This window comes from Paenibacillus sp. SC116, from assembly GCF_024733555.1.
Classification (GTDB): Bacteria; Bacillota; Bacilli; order Paenibacillales; family Paenibacillaceae; genus Paenibacillus_B.
On the sequence record NZ_JANIOF010000002.1, the window covers coordinates 550,009 to 575,611 of the forward strand.

At 37.7% G+C, this 25,603-nt stretch carries 21 protein-coding genes; 18 read left to right on the forward strand and 3 right to left on the reverse strand.

Features of this window, described 5'->3' with window-relative positions; all coding sequences use genetic code 11:
- Positions 1–24 precede the first annotated feature (24 nt).
- The gene (galE, locus tag NQ117_RS14110; protein WP_258278662.1) at positions 25–1,038 is read right to left on the reverse strand and encodes a UDP-glucose 4-epimerase GalE; all 1,014 of its coding nucleotides are present in this window, start codon (positions 1,036–1,038) and stop codon (positions 25–27) included.
- Positions 1,039–1,174: 136 nt separating this feature from the next.
- Here galE and galU point away from each other — a divergent pair, with 136 nt between their 5' ends.
- Entirely contained in the window at positions 1,175–2,065 is an 891-nt protein-coding gene (gene galU / locus NQ117_RS14115) for a UTP--glucose-1-phosphate uridylyltransferase GalU (RefSeq protein ID WP_258278663.1), read from the forward strand.
- Positions 2,066–2,083: 18 nt separating this feature from the next.
- Here galU and NQ117_RS14120 read toward each other — a convergent pair whose 3' ends face one another.
- Positions 2,084–4,540, reverse strand: coding sequence for an O-antigen ligase family protein (locus tag NQ117_RS14120; protein WP_258278664.1), 2,457 nt, complete (start codon positions 4,538–4,540; stop codon positions 2,084–2,086).
- 244 nt (positions 4,541–4,784) lie between these two features.
- On the opposite strand from NQ117_RS14120, the gene NQ117_RS14125 reads away from it, so the two are divergent.
- The 15 genes from NQ117_RS14125 to NQ117_RS14195 all read left to right on the forward strand — a co-directional run bounded on the left by NQ117_RS14125 (position 4,785) and on the right by NQ117_RS14195 (position 20,378).
- A complete protein-coding gene (locus tag NQ117_RS14125) occupies positions 4,785–5,567 on the forward strand; it encodes an ABC transporter permease (protein WP_258278665.1) in 783 nt (260 codons plus the stop codon).
- The gene (locus NQ117_RS14130; RefSeq protein ID WP_258278666.1) at positions 5,557–6,777 is read left to right on the forward strand and encodes an ABC transporter ATP-binding protein; all 1,221 of its coding nucleotides are present in this window, start codon (positions 5,557–5,559) and stop codon (positions 6,775–6,777) included. Before NQ117_RS14125 ends, NQ117_RS14130 begins: the two co-directional genes overlap by 11 nt.
- Positions 6,778–6,779: 2 nt before the next feature.
- Positions 6,780–8,339: a class I SAM-dependent methyltransferase gene (locus NQ117_RS14135; protein ID WP_258278667.1), complete on the forward strand. Its 1,560-nt coding sequence runs from the start codon at positions 6,780–6,782 to the stop codon at positions 8,337–8,339.
- A gap of 24 nt (positions 8,340–8,363) precedes the next feature.
- Entirely contained in the window at positions 8,364–10,151 is a 1,788-nt protein-coding gene (locus NQ117_RS14140) for a glycosyltransferase family 2 protein (RefSeq protein ID WP_258278668.1), read from the forward strand.
- Positions 10,152–10,379: 228 nt separating this feature from the next.
- Positions 10,380–10,928, forward strand: a complete 549-nt coding sequence (gene rfbC / locus NQ117_RS14145; protein ID WP_258278669.1) for a dTDP-4-dehydrorhamnose 3,5-epimerase — start codon at positions 10,380–10,382, stop codon at positions 10,926–10,928.
- 13 nt (positions 10,929–10,941) lie between these two features.
- On the forward strand, positions 10,942–11,964 hold the full coding sequence (rfbB, locus tag NQ117_RS14150) for a dTDP-glucose 4,6-dehydratase (RefSeq protein WP_258278670.1): 1,023 nt from the start codon (positions 10,942–10,944) through the stop codon (positions 11,962–11,964).
- A complete protein-coding gene (gene rfbD / locus NQ117_RS14155; protein ID WP_258278671.1) occupies positions 11,961–12,806 on the forward strand; it encodes a dTDP-4-dehydrorhamnose reductase in 846 nt (281 codons plus the stop codon). The genes rfbB and rfbD overlap by 4 nt, the downstream gene beginning before the upstream one ends.
- Before the next feature lie 184 nt (positions 12,807–12,990).
- Entirely contained in the window at positions 12,991–14,997 is a 2,007-nt protein-coding gene (locus NQ117_RS14160) for a glucosyltransferase domain-containing protein (RefSeq protein ID WP_258278672.1), read from the forward strand.
- A gap of 171 nt (positions 14,998–15,168) precedes the next feature.
- Positions 15,169–15,582 (forward strand): sugar 3,4-ketoisomerase, encoded by a 414-nt coding sequence (locus tag NQ117_RS14165; protein ID WP_258278673.1) that lies wholly within the window; start codon positions 15,169–15,171, stop codon positions 15,580–15,582.
- Positions 15,579–16,133 carry an acyltransferase gene (locus NQ117_RS14170; RefSeq protein WP_258278674.1) on the forward strand — a complete coding sequence of 185 codons (555 nt, stop codon included), beginning with the start codon at positions 15,579–15,581 and terminating at the stop codon, positions 16,131–16,133. The genes NQ117_RS14165 and NQ117_RS14170 overlap by 4 nt, the downstream gene beginning before the upstream one ends.
- A gap of 29 nt (positions 16,134–16,162) precedes the next feature.
- Positions 16,163–17,260 carry a DegT/DnrJ/EryC1/StrS family aminotransferase gene (locus tag NQ117_RS14175; RefSeq protein ID WP_258278675.1) on the forward strand — a complete coding sequence of 366 codons (1,098 nt, stop codon included), beginning with the start codon at positions 16,163–16,165 and terminating at the stop codon, positions 17,258–17,260.
- Positions 17,241–18,176: a glycosyltransferase family 2 protein gene (locus tag NQ117_RS14180; RefSeq protein WP_258278676.1), complete on the forward strand. Its 936-nt coding sequence runs from the start codon at positions 17,241–17,243 to the stop codon at positions 18,174–18,176. Before NQ117_RS14175 ends, NQ117_RS14180 begins: the two co-directional genes overlap by 20 nt.
- The gene (locus tag NQ117_RS14185) at positions 18,127–18,531 is read left to right on the forward strand and encodes a GtrA family protein (RefSeq protein ID WP_258278677.1); all 405 of its coding nucleotides are present in this window, start codon (positions 18,127–18,129) and stop codon (positions 18,529–18,531) included. Before NQ117_RS14180 ends, NQ117_RS14185 begins: the two co-directional genes overlap by 50 nt.
- A gap of 14 nt (positions 18,532–18,545) precedes the next feature.
- A complete protein-coding gene (locus tag NQ117_RS14190) occupies positions 18,546–19,289 on the forward strand; it encodes a sugar phosphate nucleotidyltransferase (protein WP_258278678.1) in 744 nt (247 codons plus the stop codon).
- A 189-nt stretch (positions 19,290–19,478) separates the two neighbouring features.
- On the forward strand, positions 19,479–20,378 hold the full coding sequence (locus NQ117_RS14195) for a glycosyltransferase family 2 protein (protein WP_258278679.1): 900 nt from the start codon (positions 19,479–19,481) through the stop codon (positions 20,376–20,378).
- A gap of 24 nt (positions 20,379–20,402) precedes the next feature.
- On the opposite strand, the gene NQ117_RS14200 is transcribed toward NQ117_RS14195, so the two are convergent.
- A complete protein-coding gene (locus NQ117_RS14200) occupies positions 20,403–21,908 on the reverse strand; it encodes a sugar transferase (protein WP_258278680.1) in 1,506 nt (501 codons plus the stop codon).
- 239 nt (positions 21,909–22,147) lie between these two features.
- On the opposite strand from NQ117_RS14200, the gene pcrB reads away from it, so the two are divergent.
- Both pcrB and pcrA read left to right on the forward strand, forming a co-directional pair.
- Positions 22,148–22,900, forward strand: a complete 753-nt coding sequence (gene pcrB, locus NQ117_RS14205; RefSeq protein ID WP_375163072.1) for a heptaprenylglyceryl phosphate synthase — start codon at positions 22,148–22,150, stop codon at positions 22,898–22,900.
- 145 nt (positions 22,901–23,045) lie between these two features.
- Positions 23,046–25,490: a DNA helicase PcrA gene (pcrA, locus tag NQ117_RS14210; protein WP_258278681.1), complete on the forward strand. Its 2,445-nt coding sequence runs from the start codon at positions 23,046–23,048 to the stop codon at positions 25,488–25,490.
- Positions 25,491–25,603: the final 113 nt, after the last annotated feature.

Consider the following 25,603-nt stretch of genomic DNA (forward strand, 5'->3'; position numbering starts at 1 on the left):
GAGGGAATTTTTATACATAGGACACTAGTTTTTGTTTTTAAAGTGCTCACTAGAATAGCCTCTAGGATTCGCTTGATGCCATTTCCAAGCCGAGGCAATGATATGTTGGATATTTGTCCATTGCGGTATCCATTTCAAATGCTCTCTAGCTTTAGAGGCGTCTGCTATAAGAATAGCTGGATCTCCTTCGCGTCTAGTTTCCATTTGAGCATGAATGGAGTGTCCGGTTACGACTCGTGCTGCTTCGATAATCTCAAGGACAGAATAACCGTTGCCGTTCCCGAGATTGAATACATCACTAGTTCCTCCAGCTATTAAATGCTGAAGGGCCTTTACATGGGCATCAGCCAGGTCAGATACGTGGATATAGTCACGAATACAGGTGCCGTCTGGTGTATCATAATCATTTCCGAATACAGAGATATGCTTCCTTTGGTTCAAAGCTACTTGCAGCACAAGCGGAATAAGATGCGTTTCTGGCGTGTGATCTTCTCCAATTGCCCCATTCTCGCTAGCTCCAGCAGCATTAAAATATCTAAGTGCTACATAGGTCATGCCGTATGCTTGCTCAAACCATTTCATCATACGTTCCATTGTAAGTTTCGTTTCACCGTATGTGTTTGTTGGCATAGTTGGCTCTGTTTCTTGGATAGGCACTTGTGTCGGATTGCCGTAAGTCGCAGCAGTTGATGAAAAGACGATATGTTTTACTTGCTGTAGTGCCATTGCTTCAAGCAAGCATTGGGTTCCGTACACATTGTTGTCATAATATTTTGCAGGGTCCTTCATGCTTTCTCCTACTAACGAGCTGGCAGCAAAGTGAATGACGGCTTTAACGGAATGTTTTTGTATAATCTGGCTCAATGTTTCTTTATCCCTGATATCGCATGGATAGAATTTAACTTGATCTTGCTTAATAGATTCAATATGACCTGCGGTAAGATTATCGACCACGATAACGTTATGCCCACCATCCAGTAAAGCTTGTACAGTATGAGAACCGATATATCCTGCACCGCCCGTAACAAGAATGCTCATGATTTCCTCCTGTTGATTTTATTAATAGGTATTGGAACTTAAACTGTAGTATAATGTTTTGAATTGGTAAATGGTAGAAAATGATAGTATAATGTCATTTATCTTGATTATAAATCAAAGCTAAGGGGATGACCAAATGAAGATTCGTAAAGCCATCATTCCTGCTGCAGGTTTAGGAACTAGATTCCTGCCTGCCACTAAGGCAATGCCCAAAGAGATGCTTCCTATCGTAGACAAGCCGACCATACAATACATCGTGGAAGAGGCGGTTGCTTCAGGAATTGAAGATATTATTATTGTTACGGGTAAAGGGAAACGAGCAATAGAGGATCATTTTGATAATTACTTTGAGCTTGAACATATGCTGTTGGAAAAAGAAAAATTATCTTTGCTAGAAGAGGTTCGCAAGTCTTCGGATATGGCTAACATTCATTATATTCGCCAGAAAGAACCACGTGGATTAGGGCATGCAATTTGGTGCGCACGTAAGTTTATAGGGAATGAGCCATTCGCTGTACTGTTGGGGGATGACATTGTACAAGCGGAGCAACCATGCCTAAAACAGATGATCGATGTGTATGAGAAATACGAATCTTCTATAGTAGGAGTTCAGCCAGTACCATGGGAAGAGGTTTCAAGGTACGGAGTTGTAGCGGGACGTCAATTGACAGAACGTATTATGGCTACAGAGCGATTAGTTGAGAAGCCAGCTGTTGGTACTGCTCCCTCCAACTGGGCGATTATGGGGCGTTACATACTTACTCCGAGAATTTTTGAGCTTCTGGAAGCGCAAGAGGCTGGTGTAAATGGTGAGATCCAACTGACGGATGCGATTGCTGCTGTCGGAAAAGAAGAGCAAGTGCTGGCGTATCACTTTGAAGGACAGCGTCATGATGTTGGGGAGAAGCAAGGCTTTATCGAGACTACGATTCATTTTGCGTTACAGCGTCCTGAACTTCGGGATGAGCTGTTGAGGTTTATGGAGTTGCAGCTAGAGCAAGCAAACTATAAAACGGCGCGGGAATAATCCCGCGCCGTTTTTTCATTAGTTTAGCTTCATAGTAACTAAATTTTCAATTTCAGCCTTTTCATTCGGATCAATTGCAAGCAAGCTTGCAAGATTCGCTTCATCTGTTAATCCAAGCTTTTGCACGGATGCTAAATACCATCTCATAAGCTCGCGATTAATTTGATCATTAAGATCTGGTTGCAAGTGTGCTTTCATAATATTATGAGCTTCTTGGGTTTGACCAAGCAAGAAGTAAGCTTGTCCCGCATGCAAAGCTACTTTGTTAGTGATATGGAAGTCACGACCTTGTAATTGTCCCTTAGGCAAAGTTTTGAGATGTTCTACACCTTGTTCAATATGCTCAAGAGCTTGCAGTGTAGAACCTAAGTATTTATTTTTCTCTTGTTCGTTTTCAAGTGAAACGTATCCTAGACGAGAGGACACGAGCATGTATTGCTCATACCAGATAATATCCCATGGGTATTTCTCTTTATTTTGATGGAAAATGTCATAAATCTCTTTTTCCATCTCTTTATTGGAATAGACAGATACTAGCTGCATCCATAAGTCCTTGTTTGCTGGTTCATGCTTCAGTGCAGATAACAATAAATCAGTTGCTTCATTGAAGTAAACATCTTCTTGTGTTTGCTTGTGAACTTGCTTCAGCAAGGATGCCTTAAATACCACATAGTCTGGATGAGTGATACGAATGCCTAGTGCTTTATCTAACGGCTCAATAATTTCATTGAAATTATTCGATTCTTTAGACAGCGCTACTGCTTCCGTGTAGCCATTTGTCGCACTAATAAACACACTCGAAGTGATGAGTAATGTAATCGACAACAAGCCGATGATGCTGCTAAATACGACACGAACCTTCTTTGGCTTCCATGCGAATCTTTTTAAAGGTTTGTCCTCTATGGCAGCGGTCATACCACCTAACGAGATGAACACCATTACGCCTATAAACACATAGCTCATGTTAAAGTCCATGAAGCTGTGCACAAGAATAGACGTTGCGATGATAAAGTACAGGAAATAACTTTCACGCTTCTCTTCTGAAGCACGAATATAAGAACGAATGTACTGTGTGAAAATATAAATAAGGATTCCCATGAACAACGCGAACCCTATCAATCCGACTTCTACAGCATACTGCATGAAGTAGCTGTGTGCTTGACGTGATGTATAAGGGTTGTTTTGATATTCTTCATACAAAGCGGCCCATCCACCACCACCAGCACCTAGAAGGGGAGTATCTGCCAATAGTTTCATAGAGTCCTTATAGAAGGTAATACGCTCTAGTACACTGTGTTGTTCAAAATTAATGTTCTCAAATCGAACTTTGATATTGTCGGGAAGAATATTTTTTGCACTTGTCCCAGCAAAAATTGCGACAATAAGCGCTCCGACGATAACTCCACCTACTGGAATGAGCAACGAAGAAGCTTTACGTGCAGTTAGACGACTTAGCTTCTGCTCAAGCCAAGGAGCAACCCATCGTTCTACAACCAACGATAATGCTGCTGAGGCTAAAGAAGCAGCAAATATATATGCCCAGCCTGTTAAAGACTGTCCCGTATTAAAGGTTTTTTGTAATTGTAGCCCGAGTTCTGTAACAGGCTCCAAAATAAGAACAGTTGCCAAACCGCTAATCAAGAGATGTATAATCCACATAATTTGACGATGTGGTTTTAAAAATAGTAATAGCACAATGAATACTACAGGGAGTAATACTAAACCACCGCGTGATAACGTTAAGAAGATAGATAGAATCATCGGTACAAGCATAAAGCTGTGAATGCCTCGGCTCCACCACTTCTTCGCAGTACCAACAAGATACAGAGCTGCGAACAAGAAAGCCATAAGGTAAGCTGCGTATGTATTTGCATACTGGAAGACAGATGTTAAGCGTGCACCGTTGGAATCAGTCATAACCGCATCACGATATACTAGTCCATCCACTGACAAAGGTACTCCAAGCCACTTTACTAGTGATGTAACACCAGGGCCATTTCCTAGCCAGTGAAGTAAGCCAAAGAAGACAATCATATAAGAAACAGTTACTAAAGTTGATGATATTATTCGATTTGCGGTACCATCTTGCGTTATAATAGACGAAGCGACAAAAAACAGTGCGTATATCGTCATTATAAGCAGCATATTGACAGCTAAATAAGTAGAAGCTGCATTAATTAGCGAAACTCCATAGCTAATTGGAAGTAAAAAGATAAGTAGGTTTAGTGTATCACGCTGGCTACTCCACTTGAATTGTTTAGCAAGAGTGGGTATCATTACAAGGCCTAGGATCGACGAAAATAGCACGGCAATATAAATCGGCCCTTCAAAAGCGCCAGACTGTCCGTTAAATAAAGCAGTTCTAAAAGGTGACCAAATCAAAAAAAGTACCATGATTCCAATCATAATCCAAGGGCGCTGAATTGAATCTTTATCGCTCTTGGCAGATGGATTTACATATCCATATGTCGACAAGTTTTACGCTCCTTTACTGTAAATGTATGAGATTTATTTTAGCACAGAAAGATAGATTGTTAAAAACATTGTTTATTGTTGCAATATGTATTTTTAGTTCGACAGTTTACAAAGTAATAAACGAGAGGAAATGTCTTATTTCGTCAAGTTTACCTATAACCTATTTTAGGATGTGGTAATATTACGATTATTTAGAATTTTGAATGATTAAAATGATAAGTTCGAAAGGATGAACGTGTAATTCATGTTATTAAAAAAGCATTCGCATCTAATCAAGCAGCTTACTAAGAGAGAATTACTACAAAGGTACCAAGGTTCATATTTAGGGATGCTATGGTCGTTCGTGACACCTTTATTTATGTTGATGATCTATACTTATTTTTTTGGGTTTGTGTTCAAAACCAAATGGGGAGCCTCAGATTCAAGCAGTAACTTGGAATTTGCTCTTATTTTATTCTGCGGCTTAATCGTGTTTAACTTTTTTAGTGAAGTCGTTACGAAATCGCCTCTACTAATTGTTAACAATACAAACTTAGTTAAAAAAGTGGTATTTCCTTTGCAAGTATTATCTATTGTCCAAACGCAATCAGCTTTAGTTCATGCTCTTATAAGTTTCGTCATTCTATTAATAGGCTTACTTATTATGGGTGTGTTTCATTGGACTATTATTTTTCTTCCGATAGCGTTTTTACCAATAGTACTGGTTTCATTAGGTTTATCATGGATACTTTCAGCTCTAGGTGTGTTTATTCGGGATATTGCTCAATTAGTAGGGATTATTGTTCAGGCGTTAATGTTCCTGAGCCCAATATTTTACCCTATTTCTATTATTCCTGAGAATCTTCATTTTATATATTATTTAAACCCTATAACGTATGTTGTTGAGGATTTGAGGAGAATATTAATTTGGGGTCAGTTACCTGATTGGTCATTTTTATCTTTAGGTATACTTCTTGGACTTGTAACTTTATTGATAGGACATATATGTTTTAAACGAACTAAAGGTGGGTTTGCGGATGTACTCTAGTTACTCTGTTGAAATAAGCAATATAAGTAAATCCTTTACTATGTACGAAAAGCCAATCGATAGGCTTAAACAAATATTTCTTAAAAAAAAGAATTTTTCAAAACAGTTCTGGGCTTTAGAGAATATTTCATTGAACATTGCTAAAGGAACCACTATCGGACTAATTGGGAAAAATGGTTCAGGCAAAAGTACTTTACTTCAGCTGATAGCTGGTACATTGACTCCAACAGGTGGAGAAATCAAAATAGATGGCCGTATAGCAGCTTTGCTTGAACTAGGTAGTGGATTTAATCCTGAATTTACAGGAAGAGAAAATATTTATTTGAACGGTGCGATTATGGGGCTTTCTGATGAAGAAATGAATCAGAGAGTACCAGAAATCGAAAGGTTTGCAGACATCGGCGAATTTATTGATCAGCCTGTTAAATCCTATTCTTCGGGTATGTTTGTAAGACTTGCATTTGCATGTGCTGTTAATGTTGACCCTGATATTTTAATAGTTGATGAAGCACTTGCAGTAGGCGATATGCAGTTTCAATTGAAGTGCATAGAAAAAATGAAGAGCTTTAAAAATGAAGGGAAAACAATAATATTCGTAAGTCACGATACGTATTCAATAAGGAACTTTTGTGACGAAGTTATATGGATAATGGACGGAAGAATCCATATGCGCGGTGAAGTAAATGAAGTTAGTAGATTATATGAAGATTACATGAAAAATATGGTGGATGTACCTGTCGCTGCTACAAATGATGAAGAAGTCAATGTAGAAGTAGATCTCAGTAAACAGACCTTATCTATAAATGAAGTTTCCTTTTATGACAATGGAAATAAAAAAATAAATAGGTTTGAGCTAAAGGACGATATAATTGTTGAGGTCCAGTACACTTTGCATCAAAAAATAGAAAACTTAGTAGGCGGTATTGCTATTTTCGACAGGGAAAATAATTATATCTGTGGGCTAAATACAAAATTAGATCAGTATCAGCTTCCTACTCAACCAGGAGAATACAAAATAAAATTGAAATACAATAATGTTTCATTATTGCCAGGAACGTATTATATTGATGTAGGATTTTTCGAAAGTTCTGGTTTAATACGATTAGATTATAAAGCAAGATATAGTTCTTTCTTGATGAGTTCATCATCATATATTGCTGAAGGCCTTACTTACATCGATCATAGTTGGCATGTAGTAGAGGGGGAGTAACTATGTATCATTATTCCATTGATATGGATACGGATAATTCTCTTTCGCTTATTTTGCGTCAAATAAAACCGAATTCAAAAGTATTTGAATTCGGTCCAGCAGATGGATATATGACCGCATATTTAAAAGATGTATTGAAATGTGAAGTTTTTTGTGTAGAGATTGATGAAAATGCTGCAAAAAAGGCAGAACAGTATGCTGATAAAATGATCGTAGCTGATCTTAATAAGTTTAATTGGCTGGAAGAAGTAGCTGAGCACTTCGGCACTTTCGATTATTTAATTTATGCAGATGTTTTAGAACACTTATATAATCCATCAGCAGTGTTGGAAGCGGCATCTAGTAAACTTTTGAATGAACAAGGATCGGTTATAACTTCAATACCTCATATAGGACATTCTGCTGTTATTATCGAGTTGCTGGAAGGTAATTTTGTTTATAGAAAGAATGGATTGCTTGATAATACGCACCTGAGATTTTTCACAAGAAAATCTGTTGAGAAACTCCATTTAGATTCCGGGCTAGTACCAATAGAGAATCATTCGGTATACATGTTACCTGAGCATACAGAATTGCAAAAAAACTATGGAGAACTACCCTCTAATATCGCTGAGTATATAAAAAATCGCAATGACGCTCATGTATATCAGTTTATTACGACTTCAAAAAAGAATACACAAGTAAATGAGTATTTAGTGGATGAAGTGCAATCAGTTGAATGCTATCGGTTAGCGGAACATGTCCAGTTGTTCTGGGACAATGGCAAAGGATTTTCAGAGCAAGAATCTATACGATTACCCTTAGCGGAGATGGAAATCTATAATAATTATAAATTCGAGTTTAATAGTCAAGAACGATTGAGAACGTTACGTCTAGATGTTACTAATTTTGCATGTTTTGTTGAAGTGCGTTCAATTAAAATATATGGTTTAAATCCAACTGAAGATAAAATGCTGTTGTTAGAGAATTTACTCCCTAATGGAATGGATAAATTATCCGTTATCCATGGTGCTGAGCTTAGTTTTGAAAATAATCATGCACTTATTTTTTCATATAGCGAAGATCCACAGGTAGTTATAGATTTAAGTCATGTAAATTTAGCAGATATTAAACTCTATCGAGTAGAGGTTGAATTGCAGTACAGTAAATCATTAAATATCCATTTGTTGAATCAGTTCTGGAATAAGTTGAATAGATTAGAACTCTTAGATTTCCATAAGCAGAGCTTATCGGTAATTGAAGGGGATATTCGTTCGAAATTGACAGGAGATCTTGAAAAAATTCAAGATATCTTTGTTGATATACAGCAGAGTAATGAGAAAATGCAAGAACTTTATGGAAAAACGAGTACAGAACTACTATTTCTACAAGAAGAGAATGAAAAAGAGAGAGCGAAAGAAAGCGCAAAAGATGAAATTTATTTACAAATATTAAAAGAACATCAGAATGATCAGGCATTGATAAAAGATATGAGAGAAGAAATATCGAAACTAAGATCTTCATTATCTTGGAGAATGACCAAACCTCTAAGAGGGATAGGTTCTTTTTTTAGAAAAAAATGATGTGACCTAAAGGGTGGAATCAAATTGAAAAGTATAGATATAGTCATTGTTTCATATAATTCAGAGAAATGGATTAATCAATGTTTAGAAAGTCTTAAAAATGTAAATTATCCGTTGAAGAATTTGTATATTACTTTTGTTGATAATAGTTCAACTGACGATTCCAAAAAAATTATTGAGAGTTATCCACAAAAAGCGCTTTTTGGAGGATTTAACTATCATTTTAGTAATGAAAATCTTGGCTTTGGAAAAGCCAATAATTTTGCTGTAGAACGAACAGAGCAAGAATTTGTATTCTTCCTCAACGTTGACACTGAATTAGATGAAAACTGTATACAAGAATTAATGAATTCCGTTGAACATAGTGATGAATTTACTGCTCTGTGGGAATGTAGACAATTCCCGTATGAACACCCGAAAATATATCATCCAGTTACTTCTGAAGTATCATGGGCAAGTGCAGCGGCATGTCTAGTGCGTCGTGATTATTTCGTACAAGTTGGAATGTTTGACGAAAATATTTTTATGTATGCAGAAGATGTTGATTTAAGTTGGAGGTTCCGAGCACACGGATATAAATTACGCTACGCACCTAAAAGTATTGTGCACCACTACACGTACATGTCTGCTAACGAAGTTAAGCCTAATCAATTTTATAATAGTACGTACAATAACTTGATGTTAAGATATAAATTTGGTTCATGGAAAGATATATATGCAGGCTACGCTTTGTTTAGTGCGTTGTTTTTTATAAAAGGCCCCTCTCAAAATCATCGGAAAATAATAACGAAAAATGCATTTAAAAGTGTAGTTGACGGTCTTAAGTTCCGTAAATGGAAAAGAGTTAACAAACAAGTTGAATTCTCGCCAGATTTTAAAGTGTGGGATTATGAGATCATTCGTGATGGTGCGTTTTATATAAATGAACTTCCAGAAGAACGGCCACTGGTTTCGGTTTTGATTCGCACATGTGGGCGTCCATCAGTTCTTAGAGAGACATTGGAGAGTGTTCGTAACCAAACATACTCTAATATTCAAGTGGTTATTGTAGAGGATGGTCCGGCAATATCGCAGGCTATGATCGAGGCAGAGTTTTCAGACTTAAATGTTAAGTATCATGCAACAGTGGATAATGTTGGCAGGTGCGAGGTGGCTAACATAGCTCTCGATATTGCTGACGGAGAGTATTGTAATTTCTTGGATGATGACGATGTGTTTTTTGCGGATCACATTGAAGTATTATGTACACAACTGTTAAAGCATCCTCAGAAAAAAGCGGCATATTCTCTTGCATTTGAGACACCTATTTCAGTGATTTCTAAAGAACCATACGTATATAAAGAACTATTTCATAATGTAAATCATAGGCAACCATTCAATAGACTTATACTTTTGCATCACAATTATTTTCCAATTCAGTGTGTTCTCTTTTCCAGATCACTTTATACAGAACTTGGTGGAATGGATAAAGAGCTGGAGGTTCTTGAAGACTGGGATCTATGGTTGAAATATGCGCTTAGATATGATTTCCACTATGTAGAAAAAGTAACCTCTGTTTATAGAGTTCCATCAGAAGTCCAGCAAGTTCATAGTCGCCAACAACTTTTTGATAAGTATTTGCACAAGGTTAGAGAAAAACACGGAAAAGAACAAGTGCAATTATCTTTCCAGGAAATTTTTGTTGACGCTGAAACGATTATGAATCGTCCTCAGACTATTATCTATCACATGAAGAGAATGTCGTTAAAAGCATTCTTGTATAAGAGTAAAAACAAGACCTACGGTTTCATGAGAAAGTTAATAAAAAAATAAGATACCACTTCATGCAAGTATTGGTTTTGCAGAGCAGTTTTTGTGTGGCGAATTGGAAATTACAGATGCTACAACTCATATATTGAAAATGGAGAACTTACTTTTGATCTACTTCAAGGCTGCTGTAGAACACATGCTTCATTTTCGTGTGTTCATGAAATGGTAGAGGGCATTACGTTCGGTGTTGGATTCAGTGTATTAAAGGTGTAATTTCAGGAGGATATTAAAATGAAAGTCATCCCTTTAGCATTAGAAGGCGCATGTATAATTGAACCGGTGGTCCATGGTGATCATCGGGGTTTTTTCATGGAGAGTTACAATGAACAAAGTTTTCATGCAATCGGTATTAAGCACAAATTTGTTCAAGATAATCAATCGTTATCCATTGAGACTGGAGTTATAAGAGGCTTGCATTATCAGTTGAATGATAAAGCTCAAACCAAACTTGTTCGTGTGCTATCAGGTGCAGTATACGATGTAATTGTTGATATTCGTAAAAACTCCTCTACTTTCGGAAAATGGACTGGAGTTATTCTTAGTGAACATAATAAACGTCAATTACTCGTGCCTAAAGGATTCGCTCACGGCTTTTGTACGCTAGTACCTAATACCCAAGTCTTTTATAAGGTAGATGAGTATTACTCTAAAGAGCATGATCGCGGCATTAGTTGGAATGATCCAGCATTGGGTATTGATTGGCCAACATCAAGTCCAGTACTATCTGCCAAAGATGAACAACTACCATTATTGCAAGATGCTGAAATAAACTTTTTGTAGGGGGAACCACAAAGTGAAATTACTAGTTACAGGCGGTGCCGGTTTTATTGGAAGTAATTTTGTTATTTATATGCTTAATAAATATCCAAACTATAAAATTATTAACGTCGACGAATTAACTTATGCTGGGAATCTCGAGAATTTGCAAGCGATTCAAAAGAATCCTAATTACACGTTTGTTAAGGCTGACATTGCTGATGCAACAAAAATGGATGAGATCTTCAAACAAGGAATAGATATTGTCGTGAACTTTGCTGCTGAGTCACATGTCGATCGTTCTATTCTTGATCCAGGTATTTTCGTGAAGACGAATGTACAAGGTACACAAGTGCTGCTTGACGCATCTAAAAAATATAATATAAAGAAATACGTACAGGTTTCGACTGATGAAGTTTACGGTTCATTGGGGGAGACAGGATTATTCACGGAGGAAACCCCGTTAGCTCCTAATAGTCCTTATTCTGCGAGTAAAGCTGGGGGCGATTTGCTTGTTCGTGCATACCATGAGACATTTGGCCTTCCTATTAATATCACACGGTGCTCGAATAACTACGGCCCATATCACTTCCCAGAGAAACTTATTCCGTTAATGATAGCCAATGCTCTAGCGGATAAGGAATTGCCGGTATACGGAGATGGACTTAATATTCGTGATTGGTTGTATGTAGAAGACCACTGTAGTGCAATTGATTTGGTTGTTCATAAAGGTGTTAATGGGGAAATTTATAATGTCGGTGGCAATAATGAACGTACGAATATTCAGATCGTAAAAACTATTTTAGAAGAGCTCGGTAAACCAGAGTCCTTAATTCGTTACGTTGAGGATCGTCTTGGTCACGACCGTCGATATGGAATTGATGCTACGAAGCTTACGACAGAACTGGGTTGGAAGCCGAAGCATAATTTTGAGACAGGAATTAAAGAAACAATTCGTTGGTACTTGGATAATCAAGACTGGTGGAAGCGAATTCTATCGGGCGCGTATCAAGATTACTATAATAAACAGTATGCAGGTCGTCTAGGAGACAACGAATGAAAGTATTAGTAACAGGTGCAGATGGTCAACTTGGTCAAGATGTGGTGCAGTTGTTTCGCAATCATGGACATGAAGTTGTAGCCTGTAATCGCTCCAAGCTAGATATTACAAAGCAGAGTCAGTGTCAGCAAGTGATTCGTGAAGAACATCCTGCCGCGATTATTCATTGTGCAGCTTATACTGCTGTTGATCAGGCCGAAACAGATGTTGATCGGGCATACGAGGTTAATGCAGTAGGGACTCGGAATGTAGCAGTTGCCGCTGAATCGATTGGTGCGAAACTCATTTATATCAGTACGGATTATGTATTTAATGGGCGTGGTAACCAGCCATATAATGAATATGATAATACTGATCCTCAAGGTATATATGGCAAGTCTAAACGAGCGGGAGAAGTATTAATTCAAAGCTTATCTTCACGTTTCTTTATCGTACGTACTTCATGGGTATTTGGAGAGCAGGGTGCTAATTTTGTGAAGACGATGATGAAGCTTGGTGTAGAACGCGACCAATTGAAAGTAGTGCATGATCAGGTAGGTTCTCCGACGTACACTGTAGATTTAGCACAGTTTCTTCTGCAACTGGTGGAGACAGAGCAGTATGGTATATATCATGCATCAAATTCAGGGATTTGTAGCTGGTATGAGTTCGCCGAAGAGATATTTAAACAATGTAGCATATCAGCGGAACTTCTTCCATGTACGACGGAAGAGTTTCCACGTCCTGCCCCTCGACCACAGTACTCTGTGATGGAACCGCTTAGCATTCGTACGAATGGATTTGAGCTGCTTCCGCATTGGAAAGATGCATTAGCACGATATATTGCAGGTTCGACGAATTAGAAAGAGAATTAAATTGTGATTGAATTGTATAAAAGAGAGCCGACAGTAAGGAAGATCAACTAGAGACTGTCGGCTTTGTACTGTTGAATGAAAGAGACAACTAAATTGCGTGGGATTGAGATCTCTATGTGATTAGTCATATAGAATTCACTATAGAACATTTATAAGGGGTAGAACGGAAATTATGAAATGGCATAAGGAAATAGCGCAAATTTTAAGTGAAGAATCGCGTACATTTCTACAATATCTAAAAGCTAATAAATCAATGTGCGGTATCGTTGTGTTCTTCACATGTTTAGCATATTGGTTTCCGTTAACACAATTTACTCTTTCGATAGATGAAGAAAAAAGCTTATTTACAGATTCTATAAATTCTGTGTGGAGTGAGCAGGGACGTTTTGGAATCGCACTTACGAAAATATTGTCTAATACTACGTTGACCAATTCAATAACCAGTACGATTTTAGCTGTAACTGCTCTTAGTTTGAGTAGTATAATATGGGCTTATGCATTTAAAAGAGCAAGTGTAAATAATGATGGAGTTGGTTTCGATGCTCCAGGTCTCATCTTGTCCTTATTGTTTGTTACATTCCCAGCCTTTTCAGAAAACATAGGATTTTCAATGATGAGTTTTGAGCTTGGCGTAGCTTGGATAAGTACGTCGATTGCTACAGTGCTTATTTTCAAATGGGCAGTATTAAAAAGTAACCACTATTATCTATTCCTGGGATTGATATTAACAACATTTGCGACTTCTATATACCAATCGTATTTACCAGTGTTTATATGCGGAATAATGATTTGCTTAATCATATATTTACTATCTCTTCAGAAACAAAATAAAACACTAACAATTAAAGAGTATTTTATTGTACTCATGAAATATATTAGTGTAACTGCAATGAGCCTAGTTCTTTATAAAGTAATTGATAGGATAGTAGGCCTATTCATTCCACAATCAGATTATATTTCGAATTTTATAGCTTGGGGTAATATTGATCCGCGTTTAGTAATTAAATCTTTGGCCGGGAATTTTAAAGCCTTAATTGCGGGGGAATTAATTCACGGAAGCTTCATGATACTTCCAAGTATAATTGTGATTTTATTGGTGTTAATTAACTTTGTTTTTAAGTTTTTTATTAAGAAAACAGACAAAGGAAATGCAATGATTATAGGCATTTCACTAATTGGTTTCATTAGTACACCATTTTTAATGCAGATATTATTGGGTTCACCTATGCCCATTAGATCGAATCTTGTATTGACATTATTCATAGCAGCAGTTTGGTATTTTGTATATGTTATGTTTGATAAAAGAGCAATTCGTAACTTAATTATGATATTTATTTTGATTGTGAGTTTCAATCAATCTCAGTCGTTATCACAGTTGTTCTACAGTGATTATAATAGGTACCAAGAGGATGTGAAGCTAGCACATCAAATTGGCTATAGAATTTTAGAGTTAAATGTAGGAGAAAACCCTTCTCAGCCAGTTATTTTTGTAGGTAGTCGTATACAACAGGAGAGAGAAAATGTAATAAAGCAAGAGGTTCTAGGACACTCCTTTTTTGAATGGGATGGTGGCAACCCAGCTAGAATTAATTTCTTTATGAGATCATTAGGATATGAATATAACGATCCTACAGAAGAACAACGAGAAAAAGGGATAGAAATAGCTAAAGATTTGCCTGTTTGGCCCGATAAAAACTCTATAATTTTGGCTGATGATATTATAGTGGTTAACTTACCGGAAAACTCTAATAAGTATTTGTTGGATATGAAACATGTTGAAAAGGAAGACGTTGGCACTCCCACGTATAGAATAGATATAAAAAATCCCGATATATATTATGATATGAAAATCGATGCGGATAGTAAAGGTATATTAAGTATGAAATCAGGTAGTCTTGATCCTCATATATCCTATATCTTAAATAATAAAGTTAATAATAATATATTTGAATATATAGCAATAGAATTTGAATCAGATACGGAGGGGGAAATGCAAGTATTTTTATCACAAGAAAATGAAAGCTACGGAGAAAAATATAATGGAGTTGTCAAAGTAAAGAAAGGTTATAATAAAGTGTATTCTAAGAAGCAACAATATATGACAAACGTTGCAGGTTTTAGAATTGATCCACCTAATAATTCTTCTATTAAACTAATAGGGGTAACTTTTATAAAGTAATTATGGAGTATGAGGGTCGACATAGCAGTTTATCTAAGCTGCTGTATAGGTGATAATATGAGTTTCTATGATTAATATTATTTTTTGGTACATTTTATTCATTACTTTTGATAGACTACGAAAGGGCAGAATGAAGTGGCTTGATCTTTTGTGAGTATTCAGGAGGGTATAATGGGCAGAATCGCAGGACAAACAAGTAAGTTGTTACATATCAATGTTTTAGGGGATGAAAGAGGAGCGCTGACAGTTCTCGAAGGGAATGCTACTATTCCATTTGATATTAGACGTGTATTTTATATTTACGGAACAGCTCAGGGTGTCAGAAGAGGCTTCCATGCTCACTATAAAACAAGACAAGCCCTAGTTTGTGTGTCTGGGAGTTGTAAAGTGTATTTGAATAATGTAACTAGAACAACAGATGTTTTACTAGACTCCCCTACAAAAGTACTTTTGCTAGAGCCTAATGATTGGCATGAAATGTATGACTTTTCAGAGGATTGTGTTCTACTTGTTCTGGCCTCGCGCTTATACGATGCTGAAGATTATATCAGGGATTATGATAAATTCATTGAGGTGTATGGATGATGACGAAATACTTTACACATTCACATGCTATAGTAGAAACTGAAAATGTCGGAGAAAATACGAGAATATGGGCATTTGCTCATATTCTTCCTAGAGCTGTTGTGGGATCTAATTGTAATATTAATGACCATACATTTATTGAGAACGACGTTATTCTTGGGGACAATGTTACAGTAAAATCAGGAGTTTATATTTGGGATGGAGTTAGGATAAAAGACAATGTTTTTATTGGGCCGAATGTAACATTCACTAATGATTTGAGACCGCGCTCTAAACAATATCCCAGTGCATTTTTGAATACTATACTTGACGAATGGTCTTCAATAGGTGCGAATGCAACTATAATTGCAGGTATTACAATAGGCAAATATGCAATGGTAGGGGCAGGTTCGCTAGTAACTAAAAATATCCCTAATAATACATTATGGTACGGTAACCCAGCAAGATTTAGGGGGTATATTTGTAATTGTGGTGAAAAATTAACCAATGATTTAATATGCCCATCTTGCGAAAGACAGTATTCCTTAGAAGAGGGAGTAATTGTCGAGTAAAATAATCTTTAGAAATAGGTGGGCCTAATATGATTCCTTTTCTCGATTTGAAGAAAATCAATCTTCGTCATGAAGAAGCCATTTTAAATAGTGTACAAAAAGTGCTACATTCTGGATGGTATATTTTAGGTGAAGAGGTTAAGGCTTTCGAAGCTGAATTTGCTGAATATTGCGGTACAAAATATGCTCTGGGAGTAGCTAATGGATTAGATGCTTTAGAACTTATTATTAAAGCATATGGGATTGGACCTGGGGACGAGGTAATTGTACCTTCTAATACTTATATTGCATCCATTTTATCTGTCTCAGCAAATGGGGCAACTCCTGTTCTAGTAGAGCCTAATTTACTGACATATAACATAGATCCAGCTAAAATTGAAGAAAAAATAACGCCTAATACAAAAGCTATCTTGGTTGTACATCTATATGGTCAGGTTTGTAATATGGAGCCTATTAACGAAATAGCTAAGAAATATAACCTAAAGGTTATTGAAGACTGCGCTCAAGCCCATGGAGCTATTTATGCAGAGCGTAAAGTTGGAAATTTAGGTGATGCTGCGGCATTTAGCTTCTATCCAGGTAAAAACCTGGGTGCGTTAGGTGATGCAGGAGCAATTACGACAAATGACGAGATTTTATTCAAGAATCTTCAGGCATTAAGGAACTATGGATCACATAAAAAGTATGAAAATCTTTTTAAGGGAGACAACAGTAGATTAGATGAGCTACAAGCTCCTATTTTAAGTGCAAAATTGAAGTGTCTTGATCAAGATAACGATATGAGAAGAAATATTGCATTGTATTATTTAAATAACATAAATAATGAGCACATTACTTTGCCGTATGTAGAGGAAAATGCTGAATCACATGTATGGCATGTATTTGTAGTTAGAACTTCAAATAGAAGTAATTTTATTGAGTATATGACTCAACAAGGTGTTCAGACTATGATTCACTATCCTATTCCACCTCACAAACAAGAGGCATATAAGGAATGGAACGCTCTATCTTTCCCTATCTCTGAAAAGATTCACTCTGAAATTGTAAGTCTTCCAATAAGCCCTGTAATGGATATGGAGGATGTTGAAAGAGTCGTGGAGGCTGTGAATGAGTACAAACCGTATTAAACTATCTATTGTTGTACCCATTTACTATAATGAGTTAAATATTCCCCATACTATTCCAAGATTACAACGCTTACAGGATATTATGCCTGAATGTGATTTTGAATTTATTTTTGTAGATGATGGTTCGAAAGATAACTCATTTTCCTTGTTGATGGATGCTAAAAAACAAGATTCAAGAATTAAAGTTATTAAATTAAGTCGTAATTTTGGTTCAATGTCTGCGATACAAGCTGGTTTAAAGTTTACTACTGGTGACTGTGTTGGTGTAATAGCTGCTGATTTACAGGATCCGCCTGAAATGTTTAAAGAGATGGTGGAGCATTGGAAAAGCGGAAAAAAAGTTGTGCTTGGAACTAGGGCTGATCGAGAGGAATCTTTCTCTCAGAAGATGTTCTCAAATACCTACTATTATTTGTTAGAGAAGTTTGCTTTAAAGGGTTATCCTAAAGGTGGTTTCGATTTTCTATTAGTCGATAAACAAGTAGTACACGAGGTCTTAGAGATTGAAGAGAAGAATACGAACGTGATGAGTCTTATTTATTGGCTAGGGCATGACCAGGTGCAAATTCCTTATGTAAGGCAGGAGCGGAAGTTAGGTAAATCTAGATGGACACTTTCCAAGAAAATCAAACTTTTTGTAGATTCTTTTGTTAGTTTTTCCTATTCCCCAATTCGTTTTATGTCGTTCATTGGTATTTTTACAGCCCTCATGAGCTTTTGCTATGGAGTTTTTGTTTTAGTAGGTAATGTATTTGGTCTTATAGAGCTTGAGGGATGGACTACAATTATTGCGCTTATAACATTTTTGCTTGGAATCATCATGATCATGTTAGGAATTATCGGTGAATATCTTTGGAGGATATTAGATGAGAGCAGAGAAAGACCGGCTTACGTTGTTGACGAAGTATTTGAATAATGAATTTTTCAAATTCGTCATTAGCGGAGGAGTTAATACAGTAGTTACATATTTAGTATACCTACTGCTTCTCATGTTTTTGAATTATTCTTTTTCGTATACAATTTCATATTTATCTGGAATATTGCTATCTTATTATCTGAATACAATATTTGTTTTTAGTGAAAAAGTTTCTTTTCGGAAATTTTTAAAGTATCCTATTGTTTATCTTGTTCAATATTTAGTTGGTATAATTATGATGTATGTTTTGGTTGAGTACTTAAGTATATCTGTCAAAGTTGTACCTTTGATCGTTATTATTTTAACTTTACCTTTAACATACATATTTTCTAGGTTTATTATTAAAAGTAAATGAATGGAGGAAACAAAATGAAAGGTATTATATTAGCAGGAGGTACAGGTTCACGCCTCTACCCTTTGACAAAAGTAACAAATAAACACTTGCTTCCTGTTGGGAAATATCCAATGATATTTCATGCTGTAAATAAGCTTAAACAAGCGGATATACATGATATTCTTATTGTTACAGGTAAAGAGCATATGGGTGATGTAGTAAATCTTTTGGGAAGCGGCCGGGAAATGGGAGTATGCTTCACTTATAAGGTGCAAGATGAAGCTGGTGGAATTGCTCAAGCGCTAGACTTAGCAGAACAATTTGTTGGTAACGATCAAATGGTAGTAATACTAGGTGACAATGTATTTGAAGATGACATTTCTTCCTATGTGAATAATTTTAGGGCTCAGGAGAAAGGTGCAAAAATTCTTCTTCAAGAAGTTCACGATCCACAAAGATATGGTGTAGCAGAATTAAATGGAGATATTATTGTATCAATCGAAGAAAAACCTCAAACGCCTAAAAGTAACCTCGCAGTTACAGGAATTTACATGTTTGATCATAGCGTATTTGATATTGTGAAGACGCTCAAACCCTCTGGGCGCGGAGAGCTAGAGATCACTGATGTTAATAATGCTTATATTAATCGTAAGGAGCTAACCTATGATGTACTTCAAGGTTGGTGGACAGATGCGGGTACGCATGCGTCATGGGCGAAAGCTAATGAATTGGCTAAAGGCATTACATTCACTGAAGAGTTTGGGAAATTAAAGTTATAGAAGTGTTCATATTTATATGAACATATATATTGAGATATGATTCATATATTATTACGGCAAAAAAGTAGGGTGTTTTCTCATATTAATTCAATAATATAGTAACCTAACCGACAGTTATAAGCTTCTATGCTCACAACTGTCGGTTATTTGATGTTATAATGCTTTTATCATGTTAAGGAGAATGTGGCCATGGACTTATCCGTAGTTATTGTAAATTACAATACAAAGCAATTAACACTCAACTGTTTACAGTCTGTCTATACTTCTGTAACTGATTATACGTATGAGGTCATTTTAGTAGATAATGCTTCAGTGGATGACTCAGTAGCTGCTATACGAGAACAATTTCCACAAGTTATACTTAAAGCGAATGCTGATAATCTTGGCTTTTCTAAAGCAAATAATCAAGCGATAAGAATAGCACAGGGGAGTTACATTTTGCTTCTTAACTCAGACACAATTATTCAGCCTGATACATTGGATATAATGGTCCATTTTATGGGTGAACATCCCGAGGTTGGGGCTTCAGGATGTAAGGTTGTGCTTCCAAATGGACAGTTGGATAAAGCGTGTAGACGTGGATTCCCATCACCGCTTGCTACATTTTACTATGTATCACAACTATCCAAACTATTTTCAAAGAGTCCGCATTTTAATACCTACCATCAAGATTATAAAAGTGAAGATGAAGCATATCCGATTGATTGTCTAGTCGGAGCATTTATGTTGGTACGTAAAGAAACAATCGAACAAGTCGGTTTGTTGGATGAGCGGTTCTTTATGTATTTCGAGGATACAGACTGGTGTTATCGCATCCAACAAGCAGGGTGGATTAATTACTATTATCCCAAAACACAGATTATACATTATAAGCGAGCAAGCAGTCGAAATAAACCTTTTCGTATCACGTATGAATTCCATAGAGCGATGAAGCTTTTTTATGATAAGCATTATATAAAACAGTATCCGTTTTGGGTAACTATGTTCATGTATATGGGAATTGCTGCGAAACTAGGCTTAACACTGACTGTGCATTCGATAATAAAAGGAATTCAGCTGTTTAAGCCACAAAAAAAGACCGCAAGATGATATACATCATCTAATGCGGTCTTTTTAGTAAGCACCTTCTCCACGTATAACAACGGGAATTGTTTTGAATAAAATCTTAAGTTCCATCGAGATGCTCCATTGCTCGATGTAATATAAGTCAAGTTTCATCCATTCATCGAACGTTATATTGCTCCGACCGCTAACTTGCCATAAACCTGTAATACCAGGTCTAATGTCTAATCGTCTCCATTGATAGTCGTTGTATAGCTCAACCTCATTCGGTAATGGAGGACGAGGCCCAATCAAGCTCATCTCGCCTTTCAACACATTAAATAGTTGAGGGAGTTCATCAATCGAAAATTTTCGAATGAAGCGACCTACTTTAGTGATCCTAGGATCATTTTTCATTTTAAAAGCAGGACCATCAGCTTCATTGAATTGTTCTAATTCTGCCTTCATTTGCTCCGCATTAACAACCATAGAGCGGAACTTGTGCATAGCAAAGGGCGCCCCATTTTTACCAATACGTTTTTGATGAATGAAGATAGGTCCTTTGGAATCAATCTTTATGCAAATAGCCACAAAAATCAAGATGGGCGAAATTAAGATAATACCAATAGATGATAATATAATATCTGCAGTACGCTTAAAGAATAAGTTCATTCCTCGCAAAGGTGTTTTTACAAGCTCGATACACGGATAATCAAAGGCATTATCGTAAACAACACTACTTGTTACGAGTTCGAACATTTCAGGTATTATTTTAATTTGAACGTCGTACTTGCGAATCATAGATATGAGTTCATTGATAATGTTCCGTTCCGATGGAATTGTGATATAAATTTCTTGTATTTTGTGTTTTTGAATCCATTTTTCAATCTGGCTTATCTTCCCTAGAACTTCTGTACCTTCTTTGTAATCATCTAGGAATCCGACGAAACGACCACCATTTACTTGACTCGAAACCACTTGGTCACGTAATTGTTCCCCCACTTTACCTGCGCCAATAATGAGTACATTTTTACTGTAGCTCTTAGAACGATGCAGCAGCACTCTTAAAGTTAATCGGAGGAACCGGCATAGAAGGAAAATAGAAACGGTTAGTAAAGCAAGAAGTAAAATGAGAACCCGCGAATAAACAACACTGGTCTTTAAGAAAAAGATTAAACCGATAGCAATAAGAAAAGAAAAAATGGTTGCTTTGACGGCAATAATCGTGTCGTCGATAATTCGAATATCTCGGTTCCATCGATATAAACCTTTTTGATACAGCATTGCCGTATATATCGGGTATATTATACCTAACAATAATATGTACTCAGGGACGATCGGAATTTGTTGCAGGCTATTTAACACATTACTCCATTGAAAAGTTCCGTAATCGGGAATGACTTTATAATAGAAGAGAAGCAAGAAGCCAGCTATATAGAGAGCAAACTCAATCCCTATCATCATAAGATTCAAGGTGGTCTCCATTCTTAGTGCTCTGCGCTTCTGGAGGGCAATGTGTTCCGCTATATGCAAGTGGGTCGTGTGAAGTTTTTTGTTTACTTGCATCTGTAAACTCATATATTTACACTCCTTGACAAAAAGTCCTAACTCTATGACATTATAGCATAGTTTAGTGGTCTGATAGAGTATTAATTATTATAACGAACAAGTATTCTTATTATATGCTCCTCACCTCACATTGACACCCCCTACATACTCACTTAGACTTAATTTTATTGGGTGTAAAGGTAACAAGCATTTCGTATGAAAAGCCCGCTTTGGAAAGCCAGGGCGTACAATAGAGTGGAGGTAACAACGTGACAGCTTCGGAGAGGCAAGTAGCGCAAAGAAGTGTAATAGATGATATTCAGCTCCCAACATGGAGGCATGTGTTCAAGCTAGATCCCGATAAGGAGATTAGCGATGAAGCATTGGATCAAGTGTGCCTGTCAGGAACAGATGCAATCATTGTCGGGGGATCTAGTGGAGTAACCTTTGAAAATACAGTTGATCTCATGGCGCGTATTCGTCGTTATGAGCTTCCGGCAGTTCAAGAAGTATCTGATTTGGATGCAGTCGTGCCGGGGTTTGATGCTTACTTGATTCCGATGGTACTTAATACGACCAATCCAGATTGGTTAGTCGGTCAACATCAGCGAGCGATTGAACAATATGGATATATGATGCCATGGGAGCTTCTTATTCCCGAAGGATATCTAATCCTGAATCCAGATTGTACAGCGGCAAAGGTGAGCGAAGCGAATGCAAACCTTTCGAAGAAAGAAGCTGTCGCATATGCACAAGTGGCGGACAAGCTGATGCAACTGCCACTCGTATATATAGAGTATAGTGGTACATTTGGTGATATGGATACGGTAAAAGCAATTCGCACAGCAATAAGTCAAGCATTCGTCATTTACGGCGGCGGTATTAAGACAGCGGGACAGGCGCGGGAGGCCGCAGAAGCAGCAGATGTAGTTGTTGTAGGCAACATTATCTATGAAGATATGGCAGCGGCATTAGCTACGGTAAATACAGTTAAGGAAATCAACAAAGAGGACAATGTTTAAGATTGTCTTGGTGGATTAACCATTTTCGGAAGCCTTTTCTGCAAATTGCAGCTAAGCTATATATGGTTCAATTTCTTTTATAAGGTACATGAGGACAATAGATTAAACAGGACAATCTATTTATATAGAAAGGAGCAACGGCATTATGTTTGAATTTCTTGAATCATCCGGCAGCAAACGTCCGGAACCTCAATTAAGTGTAGATATTCATGAAGCAGTAAAGAAACTGAATCCTGAGCAGGGGCGTGCAGTTGAAACAACAGAAGGGCCGCTACTTATTATGGCAGGAGCGGGTTCGGGCAAGACTCGCGTATTGACGCATCGTATCGCTTATTTAATTGCAACGCGCAAGGCGGCTCCTTGGAGTATACTGGCGCTTACGTTTACGAATAAGGCAGCACGTGAAATGCAGGAGCGTGTGGCCAAGCTGGTTGGGCCAGAAGGTCATGATATTTGGGTATCGACATTCCACTCGATGTGTGTACGCATTTTACGCAAAGATATTGAGCGGATTGGGTTTACATCCAACTTTACGATTCTTGATTCTTCTGATCAGCTGTCGGTTATCCGTGGCTGTATGAAGGATTTAAATATAGATACGAAACAGTTTGACCCGAAGGCAGTACAAGCCGTTATGAGCTCTGCCAAGAATGAACTTATAGGCCCAAGTAGATTTGAGCAGAAGGCAAGGGATTATTTCGAAGGCATTGTAGCAAAAGTGTATAAGGCTTACCAGAAGCGGCTTAAAGCCAACAATGCGTTAGATTTCGATGATTTGATCATGAAGACAACGGATTTATTCCGTGAAGTCCCAGAAGTGCTGGACTATTATCAGAAGAAGTTCAAATATATTCATGTTGATGAGTATCAAGATACGAACCGTGCCCAGTATATGCTTTGCCGCATGTTAGCGGATCAGCATCAAAATATTTGCGTTGTTGGTGATAGCGATCAGTCCATCTACGGATGGCGCGGTGCAGACATTACGAATATTTTGAACTTTGAAGAGGATTATCCAAGCGCAACAGCGATTCTGTTGGAGCAGAACTACCGTTCCACGGCAAATATCCTTAATGCGGCGAATGAAGTCATTAAGCTAAATACAGGACGCAAGCCGAAGAAGCTGTGGACGGACTCAGGCGAAGGCAACCTGATCAAGATGTACCAGGCAGATACGGAGCATGATGAAGGCTATTTCGTTACGGCGGAAATTAAGAAAAATCAGATGAGTGGGATGTCCTACGACAATCACGCCATATTATATCGGACAAATGCCCAGTCTCGTGTAATCGAGGAAATTCTAATTAAGTCGGATATTCCATATCAAATTGTCGGCGGTATCAAGTTCTATGATCGTAAAGAGATTAAAGACTTGCTCGCTTATTTAAAGCTGGTTTCGAATCCATACAGCGATATTGATTTGGATCGTATCATTAATGTACCGAAACGGGGCATAGGTGCGACAACATTGGCGAAGCTGTCTGAAGCAGCTACGTCACGAGGCACTTCCATGATGCAAGTCATTACAGATATGGACATGTTGGATATTGCACCAAAGACAAAGAACGCGTTACGTGAGTTCCATGCGATGATTGATAGTGTGCATCGTATGTTGGAATATTTGTCTGTTACGGAGCTGACCGAGAAGTTGCTTGAGCTGTCAGAGTACAAACTAGAACTGCAACGTGAAAATACGTTAGAATCTAAGGCTAGACTAGAAAACATTGATGAGTTCTTGTCTGTTACTCAAGAGTTTGAGAAACGGAACGAAGACAAATCACTCGTATCCTTCTTAACGGATTTGGCACTTATCGCTGATATTGACACGCTTGGAGACAAAGCAGATGAGAACGAGCCACAAGATGCGGTCATTCTAATGACGATGCATAGTGCGAAGGGCTTGGAGTTCCCTGTCGTATTTATCATCGGTATGGAAGAAGGCGTATTCCCGCATAGTCGTACCTTTACCGACGAGAATGAGCTGGAGGAAGAACGTCGTCTTGCTTATGTAGGGATTACACGTGCAGAGAAACAGTTGTTCTTGAGCTGCGCACGCACGCGTACGTTATTTGGTCGAACAAATGCTAATAAGCCTTCACGCTTCTTAGATGAAATACCAGAACATTTGAAGGAAGACGTTTCACCATCCGGCAATCGCTATGGCCAATATGACCGTTATGGTCGTCAGGGAACTTCTTCTGCTTACGGTGGACGTGGATTGGGTTATAACGGATCCCAATCCGGTACGGTTGGCTATGGAGCAGGAGGAGGTATTGCACCAGGTCAGTCGCAATCTGGTGGCTTTGGTTCGGCTGGAATGAATCGTCCTGGTTCTATGGGAGCGGGACAAGGAACTCGCCCTAGTGCGCCGCAAGTTAAGGTAACATCTCCGCTCGATAAGGCGCGTGAAACAGGCGGTGGTAATGCTTCATACGTAGCAGGTGACAAGGTCTCTCATGCGAAGTGGGGAACAGGTGTCATCGTATCTGTGAAAGGTACAGGTACCGATACAGAGCTGCAAATTGCATTCCCAGCACCGGTTGGCTTGAAGCGTTTGTTGGCAGCGTTCGCGCCAGTGACGAAGGTCTAATGGCATATAAATTGCCCTGCGAGAGCGTAGGGGGAATAAATAAGTTTTGAGTCTATTCAAGAAGGATTACTGCAGAAGTTAACATCAAGGTAGTCCTTCCTTAGCCTGAGGCT